This window comes from Opacimonas viscosa, assembly GCF_024199005.1.
Lineage (GTDB): Bacteria > Pseudomonadota > Gammaproteobacteria > Enterobacterales > Alteromonadaceae > Opacimonas > Opacimonas viscosa.
This window is the reverse complement of record NZ_JANATA010000033.1, coordinates 1-11,804: the sequence shown is the minus strand read 5'-3', so window position 1 is coordinate 11,804 and position 11,804 is coordinate 1. Positions and strand designations below refer to the sequence as shown.

Sequence of the window (11,804 nt, the reverse complement as noted above, 5' to 3'; positions counted from 1 at the left end):
CAGCGGAACCAGCGGAACCAGCGGAACCAGCGGAACCAGCGGAACCAGCGGAACCAGCGGAACCTCCAACACTGCCACTGGTTGATGATGAGTTTGATCGACAACAAGCAGAAATGTTTGCAGAACAAGAAGAGTTAATTGATGAGGCTTATGATATGCACCCTGACCAATTTGGTGCACCTGAAACTCAGTCAGAACCTGTGCCTGCAAAGCCTCTTGCAACGCCATCAATTGAGGCCTTGTTAGCAGCACAAAGTCAGTTGAAAGCAAGTGCTGAAAAAGACAAAACAGCAGAATCTAATAAAACACAAAGTAACAATGCAGATCTTGCTTCATTACAAACCAAAAATGTAACCACTGAACCTCGAATTGATGAAGTGAATCAAAATATCAATTCACAAAGTAATGAGTCCCTGACAACGAGTGAACTACCAGACAGCAATCAGCATGACAGCAATGTCGAGTTTCAGTCAGAGACTTCAGTTGTTGCAGAACCGTTAGATAATCCTCAAGCGACTACCACAGCTGAACAAGACAAAGCACCTTGGGTAGAAAGTTCACCTAGAACCACTGCGCCAGAGACAGTTACTGAGCCCGATTTACCATTGGCCCAGCCGGAAACAGATCCAAGTAAAATGGGTTTGAACGACCAAACTCAAGAGCGTCCAACTATTACGTTGCACGACGTTGACGTAAACCAGTTGTCGGCGTTATTACCGAACGGTGATAAATTAGAAAATGCAGCACAAGTTGACCGCTGGTCTAATATTATTAGCCAATTAGGTTTGTCTGGTTTGGTAAAACAACTAGCCGTGCAATCTGCTTATACACAACATGGCAGTGCGATTAATCTGACGTTGGCAAGTGACAGTTCGCATTTATTGACTGCGTCAACGCAGCAAGCATTACATGAAAGTTTAGAAAAATATTTCGCGATGACCATCGAGTTGGAAATTCAACCTGGTTCACCAGTAAATACACCGATGATGTTACAGCGTCAAATAAATGCAATTAGAAAAGCTCATGTCGAAGCAATCTTCGCTAATGATCCAAATCTACAAGCATTAACCAAAACATTAAATGCCACTGTTAAAGATGGCACATTAAAACCAAAAGAATAGGAAAGCACTATGTTTAAAGGTGGTATGGGAAATATCATGAAACAGGCCCAACAAATGCAAGATCGCATGCAAAAGGCCCAAGAAGAACTTGCCAATATTGAGGTGATCGGTGAAGCCGGTGCTGGTATGGTTAAAGTAACAATGACATGTAATCATAACGTACGTCGTGTCGAAATAGACGCATCCTTGATGGATGATGATAAAGACATGATTGAGGATTTGGTTGCCGCAGCTACCAATGATGCAGTTCGCCGTGTTGGCGAAACAAGCAAAGAGCGTATGGCTGATGTAACTGGTGGTATGCCATTACCTCCAGGCTTCAAAATGCCTTTTTAATAGAGCATTAGTTTACTGGCCCTCATAATAACAAAACCAAGGCAGCCAAATATGAAATATAGTCCCTTGATTACAGAGCTGATTGAAAGCTTCAAGTGTCTTCCTGGTGTAGGTGCTAAGTCGGCACAAAGAATGGCTTTTCATCTACTAGAACGCAACCGTCCAGGGGCTTTACGTTTATCAAATGCTATGCATGATGCCATGGAGCATGTCAAGCATTGTGCTCAGTGCCGGACGTTCACCGAAAGTGAATTATGCGGTATTTGTACAAGTCCTGCACGACAACAAGCTCAAATCTTATGTGTTGTCGAATCCCCACAAGATATTATTGCTATAGAACAAACCTCAGAGTTTTCTGGGCAATACTTTGTGTTAATGGGACATTTATCCCCTATTGATGGTATAGGACCGAGTGAGATTGGGTTAGATATTTTAGCTAAACGTTTGACTGATAGTACTATCCAAGAAGTTATTTTAGCCACGAACCCAACTGTAGAGGGTGAAGCAACCGCTCACTATATCGGTCAAATGTGTTCTCAACACGGCATTAAAGCGTCACGTATTGCGCATGGTGTACCAGTGGGTGGAGAATTAGAATATATTGATGGTTCCACACTGTCACATGCCTTTAGTGGCCGCCGAGAAATTTAATCTCTTTTTTTGCTTGAAAAAAAATCTTTAAACCCTACATATCTTCCATAAACACAATCCGTAATCACAGATTTATGTAGGAGATATCTAGTATGAGCGAAACCGTTCAACAAGAAACACATGGCTTTCAAACCGAAGTAAAACAATTACTTCAACTTATGATCCACTCTTTGTATTCTAACAAAGAGATTTTTTTACGTGAACTCGTGTCAAATGCTGCTGATGCTGCTGATAAATTACGATTCAAAGCGCTATCAAATGATGCTTTATATGAAAATGATGGTGATTTACACGTTAAGGTGAGCATTGATAAAGATGCCGGTACATTAACTATCGCTGATAACGGCATTGGTATGAACCGAGATGAAGTTATTCAAAACTTAGGTACAATTGCCAAATCTGGTACTAAAGAATTTTTCTCAAATTTATCTGGTGACCAAGCAAAAGATTCACAACTTATCGGTCAATTTGGTGTGGGTTTTTACTCAGCATTTATCGTCGCTGATGAAGTAACGGTTCGTACTCGTGCGGCTGGAGCTGAAGCGAGTGAAGGTGTGGAGTGGATTTCTCAAGGTGAAGGCGAATTTACATTAGCTAATATTGAAAAAGCTAACCGCGGTACAGAAATCATCTTACACTTACGAGAAGAAGAGAAAGAATATTTAGATGACTGGCGTTTACGCTCTATTATTACCAAGTATTCAGATCATATCTCCATTCCTGTACACATGTTCAAAGAAGAAGTCCCAGAGCGTGATGGTCCAGATGGTGAAAAAATTCCAGCTGAACCAGGCAAATGGGAAGCTATAAACAAAGCTACTGCACTTTGGACACGTGACAAATCGGACGTAAGCGAAGAAGAATATAACGAATTCTATAAGCATATTTCACATGATTTTGCTGATCCTTTAGCTTATTCACATAATAAGGTTGAAGGTAAAACTGAATACACGAGCTTGTTGTATATTCCTGCAAAAGCACCGTTTGATTTATATAACCGTGAACATAAACACGGTTTGAAGCTTTATGTCCAACGCGTCTTTATCATGGATGATGCAGAGCACTTTATGCCGACTTACTTACGTTTTGTTAAAGGCTTATTAGATTCTAACGATTTACCATTAAACGTATCTCGCGAGATCTTACAAGACAACAAAGTTTCTCAAGCAATGCGTCAAGCATGTACTAAGAAAGTGTTACAAATGTTAAGCCGTATGGCGAAAAACGATGCTGAGAAATATCAAGGTTTTTGGTCTGAGTTTGGCAATGTGTTAAAAGAAGGACCGGCAGAAGATTTCTCTAATAAAGAAAAAATTGGTGAATTATTGCGTTTTGCATCTACTAATAATGATTCTGATGTACAAAATGTGTCGTTAGATGAATACATCGAGCGCATGCAAGAAGGTCAGGATAAGATTTATTATGTAACAGCTGATTCCTATCAAGCGGCTAAAACGAGTCCGCATCTTGAAATCTTCCGCAAGAAAGGCATTGAAGTGTTATTAATGTCTGAGCGTATTGATGAGTGGTTAATGTCTCATTTGAGTGAGTACAAAGAGAAATCATTCCAGTCAATCGCACAGGGTTCTTTGGATGAGCTTGATTCTGCAGAGGATAAAGAAGCGAAACAAGAAGCTGAAAAAGCGGTTGAAGGTGTTTTAGAGCGTGTTAAAGAAGCGCTTGGTGACAAAGTTAAAGAAGTGAAATTCACGCATCGTTTAACTGAATCCCCAGCTTGTATCGTTGCAGATGAGAATGGGATGACGACCCAAATGGTCAAGCTAATGCAAGCTGCCGGTCAACCAGTTCCAGAAGTGCAATATCACTTTGAAATGAACCCTGAGCACGAGTTGGTAAAAACACTTGCGGATGTTCAAGACGTAGAGATGTTCAAAAAGTGGGCAGAAGTGTTGTTTGATCAAGCGGCACTATCTGAGCAGGGTAGTTTGAAAGATCCAGCAAGCTTTGTACAAAATCTTAACAGCTTATTGATGACGTTGGCTAAATAAAGTCAGTCGCTTTCAAAAAGGGTGCTACATCAGATGTAGCACCCTTTTTACATTCTGCGCTTTTAGTCGTAATCAATTAAGACAAGACCTAAATCCTCTTGAAAGCTAGTCGATTAATAGGTAACTTAGACGCAATTATTTTTTGTATTATTAATGGAGGATGCCCGATGCGCATCATTTTATTAGGCGCACCAGGTGCCGGAAAAGGAACTCAAGCTCAATTCTTAATGGGTAAGTATGGGATCCCACAGATTTCAACAGGTGACATGTTACGTTCTGCGATTAAAGCAGGAACGGAAATGGGCCTTGCAGCTAAAAAAGTAATGGATGCTGGTCAATTAGTTTCTGATGACATTATCATCGGTTTAGTTAAAGAACGTATCGCGCAAGATGATTGTGCTAATGGGTTTCTATTAGATGGTTTCCCTCGTACGATCCCTCAAGCAGATGCAATGAAAGACGCAGGTGTGAATGTTGATTTTTGTCTAGAATTTGACGTGCCTGATGATGTTATTGTTGAGCGTATGGGTGGACGTCGTGTGCACTCAGCTTCTGGTCGTGTTTATCATGTTGTTTATAATCCACCAAAAGTGGAAGGCAAAGACGATGAAACAGGTGATGATTTATCCATTCGTGATGATGATAAAGAAGTGACAGTACGTGATCGCTTAGGCATCTATCATACCCAAACTAAACCTTTAGTAGATTACTACCAAGCAGAGGCAACTGCGGGTAACTGTCAGTATCACAAACTTGATGGTACGCAGGCAGTTGAAGCAGTAAGCGCTCAATTAGCTGAATTATTAGGCTAATAGGATGTTATCCGTATCGTATGTGTGATGCGGGAGGATGATGTCGGGTGAGTCATCATAATTTAGTGAGATTAAATGTTCTGTAGGACATTTGCATAGCTCAAATTTTATAAAAGGATAGCAAGTTGCTATCCTTTTTTCTTTTCCGATTTTCTAATTTTTTCCTAAGCTTTAATTCACCACTAGGTCTAAGCTAACTCCAGTTCTGGCATGTTAACCAAATAGCAACCCATACATCGTTCTACCAGGCATAAAAGCAAATATCCCAGCAATGATAATACCCCCCACATAAAGTCCAACCATGGCTCCTCTGTGTTCTTTGACATCATGTCTTTTCGCTGCAAAGTACGCTTGTGGAACAGAATATAACGTTAGGACACTAAATAAATGGATGAAACCAAAATGGCCAAATAGTTTTGGTCCTATAAAGGCTTCCATGAAGAGTGTGGCTACACCAGTGATGAGCATTAACACCATGTAAATCTTGCCTAAAAGACGATGAAAACTATTGCCTTTATGACTCAACATCAAAAAAGTGCCAATAGCGATAGCTGGTAAAATAGTAAAAAGATGAACAAGAGTGAATGGGTTGGTAGGCATCTATGGTTAATTTCCTTGATGTTTATAATTTAACCATAGATGAAAGCTATACAAAATGCTAGCTTAGGTTTTCTCGTCATCGCGTGGGATGAACTCTAGCACTGTGGCGTTGATACAATAACGCGGTTGGCCATTCGGACCATCGTCAAATACATGACCTAAGTGTATGCCGGATGTTTTAGCCTTTATCTCCGTGCGGCGCATACCTAAAGATAAATCTTCATGATAAGTCACATTCCCCGCTACAGCCTCGGTAAAAGATAACCAACCTGTACCAGAGTTAAACTGATAATCCGTATCGAATAAAGGATCACCACTGAGTGTATCGATAAATACACCCTCACCGACATTTTTAAACTGTTCATATTGTTTGCAGAAACGAGAGTCAGTACCTTTGTTGAAAGCAACATTAAACGCTTCTGATTCACCTAATTTGAATGCTCCAAGTAAGCGATAAAACTTATCAGGCTCGACATATCCTTGTACCCCATGTACTTCTTTACCATCTTGCATAAATAAGAGTGTAGGGGTTGCCCAAGTAGGCGAGGTGACAGTGAGACCGCTTAGTTGCTCTGAGCGACGAAAGTGCATCGGTATCGTTCCAGCATAATCATCGGCTACATCGGCTTTAAATTTTTCACAGTATGGGCAATCTGGTGCATCAATTACTACGATGTGCCGTCCTTGTAAAATAGATGAGTTATCCAGTTCTGCTATCTGGGTTTGTGAACCATCGAATTTGACACCGGTAGAATGGTCAGGACAATAACCATTTGGGTTTTTAGCAATGTAGTCTTGGTGGTATTCTTCGGCTGGAGTAAACGCATCAAGTGGCTTAATTTTAGTCGTGATAGCACCATAGCCATTTGCTGTTAATGCTTGTTGATACAATGTGGTTAAACGCTGGGCGACAACTGCTTGCGCAGCGTTAGTAGTGAGAATCGTGGAGCGGTATTGCGTTCCGATATCATTCCCTTGACCATCTTTTTGAGTTGGGTTGTGCATCTCATAAAATGCTCGTAACAAAGTTTCGACACTAATCAATTGTGGATTAAATTCGACCTCAATGACTTCGGCATAGTTATCAGGATTAAAGCGATGGACCGCTTTGGTAATATTCCGATATGTCGGTTCAAAACCACGTCCATCAGCATATCCAGAAACCACATTGATGACTCCTGGCATAGCTTGGAACCTTTTCTCACTACCCCAAAAGCAGCCCAAACCTAAGACGATTTTTTCACGCATCACCGTTTTAGGAAGCTCTGCATCTGCTACCAAATCACGCATTTTAGTGATCGCTGGAGATGACGGCTCCGCAGCTGTTTGCGCGCGCAGTTCATGTTCAATTAATGAGAAGCCAGTTACCAGAATCAGTGTGGCAATAACCCAAATAGTTAGTTTTGACATATGTCACCAATAAAAATAATACATGCTCATATGACCTTTGATACTCCAAAAAGATTTCGTCGGCTCACTAAATATAGAAATTCTTATTGTAATTGATAACATCCTACCGTTTTTAAATTGAGCTGCTCAATTCATCTTTTTTTGTTGTAGAAGTAATAAAAATGAAGCTTGAAAAGTGAATATAAATGATTTCAATTGATCAGCTTACTTATTGATAATAAATGAACTTTTATAAATAGGGTGTTTCCCCTATAGCGTTTATTTGATATTGGTTTAATGTAATAGAAAATACACAAACCCAAAGGATAACTAATGAAACCATCATTCTTATTGAGTACTTTAACCTTCACTATCATTTTAGCTGGTTGTGGTGGGAATAGTAGTTCAAGTAACAACCCAAGCGTCAATTCCCCTGTAGTGCCTGTCGTTCCGACAGTAAGCAAAGTCATAAAAACGGGTACGATAACGGGTTTTGGTAGTATTTATATTGATGGTAAACGTTACATAACAGACAACGCTGCAGTCACGACGAATGGAAATACTGGCAGAAGCATCACCGATTTAAGTGTCGGCATGCGGGTATCCTTACTTGTTAATGAAAGCAACGATGGCTCTGACAGTGAAGCTACTCAGGTGAGTTACGAGCGAGATATAGAAGGCCTAGTGGTGAGTATTGATCGCAACAATAATCTCATTAATGTCGCAGGAACAGCTATCGCATATAACAATCTAACACACTTTATCGGTGTGTCTGAGAGCAGTCTACGAGTAGGTGAACGTATCGAAGCTAGTGGCATCGTAAATCAGCAGGGCCAATATATTGCTTCATATATCGAAATCGACAATGATGAATCGAATGACGGCCAAGAATATACAATCGGTTTTATATCGAATCTAGACGTCAATAACCAAACGTTTGAGCTTAACTCGTTGACCGTGAATTTTGCAGAAGCAATTGGCGATACTCCTTCTGCGGGTGCATTAGTCAAAGTAGCTGGACAAGTGGTTAACGGAGTTTTCACGGCCTCTTACATCGATATTGAGGGTCAAGAGGACTACCGTCAATGGGAAGATGATGCTGTGAATCGTCTAGAGATTCACGGCATTATCACCGCATTATCACCTGATAACACAACATTAAGCATTAACGGGGTGGTTTATAACATTGCAGAAAATGTAGTGCTAGAGGGTACCTCTTCTTTAGTAGTAAATGATTTAGTAGAAATTTATGTAAATACAGATACCAATACTATTACCAAAATTGAGCTTGAAAATGAACAGTATCGCCACGATGGCAAAGTAAAAGGTACTATTAGTGAGATTGATTCAAACGCAAAAACGATTACGGTAAATGGTGTCTTATATGCAATTGTCGCTTCCTCTCGTTTTGAGGATGATAATGATCAATTTATTCGTTTCGAACAGCTAAGTGTTAATGATAAAGTTGAGGTTGTATTTGTCATTGATAGTCAAGGCCAACGCCTAATTCAGCGCTTAGATCGGGAATCGGATGACGAATTTCGAGAAGAGTGGGAGTTAGAAGGGCCAATTCAAAATGTGGATGACCAATTACAGCGATTTTCGTTGAATGGCGTCGAAATTCAAGTTAATAATCAAATGCGATTGTTTGTTGATGACACGTTAGTAATGATAACACCTTTTTTTGCTGCGTTAACGGCTTCAAGTAACTTAGAAGTTGAAGTAGAAGGTCAATTCATAAATGGTGAGTTTGTTGTCACGGAGATAGAAGTCGAATCTCAGTATACGAGTAATGAAAGTGATGACATTGATTACGCAACAGTAGGTTACGCTGAATTGGAAGGAACCGTGACGGAGGTACTTTCTACGCAGTCATTTCGTTTAAATGGGATTGAGATTCGTGTTACGTATACCACCGATTTTGAATTCAATGATCAACGCTTAACATTGAACGATTTCATGACCCGTTTGTCCGTTGGTAATTCTGTTGAAGTAGAAGGCGTCTGGGTTGATGATACATATATACAGGCGTATGAAGTTGAAATAGAACTTATGGATAATGATTAGTTAAAGCGAGTTTGTTAGTATGGGTTATCATTTGATAGCCCATTACTAAATTATGCATAAAGATAAAGTCATTTCCGGCGTGTTAATGCTGATTATTTTGTTTAAGCTCTTCGATTTATACATCGATTTTAGCCATAAAGTAGAGCTTTACCACATCATTCAAGAATTTATATTGATTATCTTGTCACTTGGGATGTTTATTTATCTTACACTAGATATTCGTCAGCGAAGTAAACAGGCGCAATTATTATCTGAGCAACTAAAAGTTAGCCGGGACAAATTCCAAGATTTATCCCAACAAGTGATAGCATCTAAAAAATCATTTTTCGAAGCAATTGATAAACAATTTGATATTTGGGAATTTACTAAAACGGAAAAAGAAGTGGCGCTCCTTTTGGTAAAAGGTTTAAGTAACTATGAGATTGCAGAAGTGCGCTCAAAATCTCCAAAAACGGTAAGTCATCAAGCTTCCTCTATCTACAAAAAGGCAAATGTTAATGGACGACATGAGTTGGCAGCTCTTTTTTTTGAAGAATTAATTAACTAAATCTATCTGCCTTATCCAATAAAATTTCAATGTCCACAGTTCAAAATTTTTTGCCATTTTGGTTGAGTCTTTAAGTTAAGTATTTTGGCGAAATATCCACAATGTGCATGCTTACCAAAATAACACCAGGCGGATAATCAATATTTTTTTGTCAACTTTTATCCTCCATAGAAAAACAAAAGTTGACTATCCCGCACTTATCCCTAATGATTGATATAACATTTTGTTAACAATGAACACAAGGATGCCCGATGAGTTTTACCAACGACCAAATTGCTGAGCTTGAACTATTACTACTATTCCCTGACAACAGCCTCATGCAGGGAATTAAAATCCATAATGATGCTGAGCCGAGTAAAATTGAGGCGGGCAAGCGCCTGTTTGCTAAAGGGATTATTACGCAGACGGACGGCGGGTACTTGACTGAGCTTGGATATGACCTGCTTAAATATGCAAATATTTTGAAGCTGGCATTAAAATAAAACATCCACCCCTTAGGTATGGTTATATTGCGAAACCAAATGGCAAGGTAACGCCTCTATAACCATAACTCTTCTGTCAGGAACACTGTGTTCTAAAACTCCTAATCTCAACTGATTCATCAGTAATACATCAGCTTTAGCCTAAGTGTTAGGTTGGCAATCTTGTCAGGCTTACAATAAAACTTAAAATGTCATAGTACCTTCATCAAAATGTCATCGTATTTTCTTAATACATTTTTATGATATTTTTTAATGGATTAGTAGGTCGCTTGGAAGCAAAAGCAAAAGTAATGGATTAAAATGTTGCATGGATGCAACCCTCCTTATGCTTATTTCTTATCTTAACGTTTTTTAAAATTCCTTAACTATAAAATATTTTCCTTGTGCTATAAAAGCTCAGAAATGTTAATCACACTAAAAGTGTCCAGTTTATTTAGACTCACAATGTAAATAAAACGTTATTTTTTCATTCTATCTAAGAATTTTTCTTATATTTTTTTAGTGTCCTTTTAGCATATGATACATCTAAAACAAGTCAGCTGAAGGTCAAACCCTTTGGGGCATTCTAACTACCCATATTCAAAAACAAGAGAGCTTATCAATGAAAGACATCAAAGATCTTATGGACGAAACTGTAAAAACAAACCCGGAAGCCTTTGTTGATGGTGATGCCAATAAGCTAAATTCTGGAGCAGAGATAACTTTACCTCTTAGTGAAAAAACAACAAAAGACATTGTAAATACTAAGTCTGAATTAGCCACTGAATTTGAAAAGACGGGCGAACAGATTGTTAGTGATGACAATATTCTTAACGAGCAGCAACATTCAAAGGCTGAAGTGCAAGAACAAAAAGAGGCACAAGAAAAAGAAGCTGAAGAGAGTTTGGCATCTAGTGAAATTTCTGCACAGGAAACAGCAAGTGAGCTTGAATCACCAAATGAGGCGCCAACAGTACAAGAGGGTGTCAAATCTGATGTAGTAAACATTGTAGCAGAGGGTGAAGAAGTAGAAGAGGTTGTTATCGAGGAACCTAGTTTCTTTGCTCGAAATTGGATATGGCTTGGTGCATTAGCGGGTGGCGCCATTGGATATGCAGCTTCCCAAGACGATGATGAACCAATTCCAGTACCGACACTATCGATCAGTGATAACCAAGTAAATGCTTCAGAAGCAACATTTACTGTATCAGGTACAGCAGATAAAAATGCTTCTGTTGCTGTTACAGCGGGTGGATTAACCAAAAATGTCAGTACAGACATTAATGGTGCATATACAGTTACATTTACAGCTTCTGATATCGCTGATGTTGGGCAAGGTGATATATCTGTTTCTGTAACGTCAAATCGTAACGGTGGTAGAGTAAGTGAGACATCCTCTGGATCTCTACAAATTGACACAATCAACCCAGATGCCCCTTCAATTGATACTGTTGCAACGGATAATGTGATTGCAGCGTCAGAAGTTACTTCTATACTGGTTGGTAATGCTGAAGGCGGATCAACATTAGCATTGACGATTGCAGGTGATGTTAAATCAATAGTAGTTTCTGATGAAGGAACATGGAGTTACACCCTAACTTCAGAAGATGTCTCTGCAATGGAAGAGGGTGAAGAGACCTTGACATTATCGATTACAGATAACTTTGGTAATGTATCAGCAACAACATCTTTTATTATTCAAGTCGACACAATAGCGCCGATAGCACCGACGATTACAGATGTCACAGCTGATAATGTGATTAATGGTGCTGAGCAAACCACGACCTTATCTGGTACAGCAGAAGCCAATG

General features: G+C 39.4%; 11 protein-coding genes. 9 read left to right on the top strand and 2 right to left on the bottom strand.

Features of this window, described 5'->3' with window-relative positions; translation table 11 throughout:
- The 5 genes from NLF92_RS12400 to adk all read left to right on the top strand — a co-directional run.
- A partial coding sequence (locus tag NLF92_RS12400) for a DNA polymerase III subunit gamma/tau C-terminal domain-containing protein (protein ID WP_254102441.1) occupies positions 1 to 1,121 on the top strand: 1,121 nt, incomplete at its 5' end.
- A gap of 9 nt (positions 1,122 to 1,130) precedes the next feature.
- On the top strand, positions 1,131 to 1,457 hold the full coding sequence (locus tag NLF92_RS12395; protein WP_254102439.1) for a YbaB/EbfC family nucleoid-associated protein: 327 nt from the start codon (positions 1,131 to 1,133) through the stop codon (positions 1,455 to 1,457).
- A 51-nt stretch (positions 1,458 to 1,508) separates the two neighbouring features.
- On the top strand, positions 1,509 to 2,108 hold the full coding sequence (gene recR / locus NLF92_RS12390; RefSeq protein ID WP_254102437.1) for a recombination mediator RecR: 600 nt from the start codon (positions 1,509 to 1,511) through the stop codon (positions 2,106 to 2,108).
- A 92-nt stretch (positions 2,109 to 2,200) separates the two neighbouring features.
- Complete coding sequence (gene htpG, locus NLF92_RS12385; protein WP_254102435.1) at positions 2,201 to 4,117, top strand: molecular chaperone HtpG; 1,917 nt, start codon at positions 2,201 to 2,203, stop codon at positions 4,115 to 4,117.
- Positions 4,118 to 4,284: 167 nt separating this feature from the next.
- Positions 4,285 to 4,929: an adenylate kinase gene (adk, locus tag NLF92_RS12380; RefSeq protein WP_254102433.1), complete on the top strand. Its 645-nt coding sequence runs from the start codon at positions 4,285 to 4,287 to the stop codon at positions 4,927 to 4,929.
- Between the two features lie 213 nt (positions 4,930 to 5,142).
- Here the strand turns inward: adk and NLF92_RS12375 are convergent, their stop codons facing one another.
- Together NLF92_RS12375 and msrA are read right to left on the bottom strand one after the other, a co-directional pair.
- Entirely contained in the window at positions 5,143 to 5,529 is a 387-nt protein-coding gene (locus NLF92_RS12375) for a DUF2306 domain-containing protein (protein WP_254102431.1), read from the bottom strand.
- A 63-nt stretch (positions 5,530 to 5,592) separates the two neighbouring features.
- A complete protein-coding gene (msrA, locus tag NLF92_RS12370) occupies positions 5,593 to 6,819 on the bottom strand; it encodes a peptide-methionine (S)-S-oxide reductase MsrA (protein WP_254102443.1) in 1,227 nt (408 codons plus the stop codon).
- Between the two features lie 432 nt (positions 6,820 to 7,251).
- On the opposite strand from msrA, the gene NLF92_RS12365 reads away from it, so the two are divergent.
- The 4 genes from NLF92_RS12365 to NLF92_RS12350 form a co-directional block, all read left to right on the top strand.
- On the top strand, positions 7,252 to 8,985 hold the full coding sequence (locus NLF92_RS12365) for a DUF5666 domain-containing protein (protein ID WP_254102429.1): 1,734 nt from the start codon (positions 7,252 to 7,254) through the stop codon (positions 8,983 to 8,985).
- A 52-nt stretch (positions 8,986 to 9,037) separates the two neighbouring features.
- Positions 9,038 to 9,532, top strand: a complete 495-nt coding sequence (locus NLF92_RS12360) for a helix-turn-helix transcriptional regulator (RefSeq protein WP_254102427.1) — start codon at positions 9,038 to 9,040, stop codon at positions 9,530 to 9,532.
- Between the two features lie 251 nt (positions 9,533 to 9,783).
- Positions 9,784 to 10,014: a TIGR02647 family protein gene (locus NLF92_RS12355; RefSeq protein WP_254102425.1), complete on the top strand. Its 231-nt coding sequence runs from the start codon at positions 9,784 to 9,786 to the stop codon at positions 10,012 to 10,014.
- 601 nt (positions 10,015 to 10,615) lie between these two features.
- The coding region (locus NLF92_RS12350; RefSeq protein ID WP_254102423.1) for a hypothetical protein at positions 10,616 to 11,804 on the top strand (1,189 nt) is incomplete at its 3' end.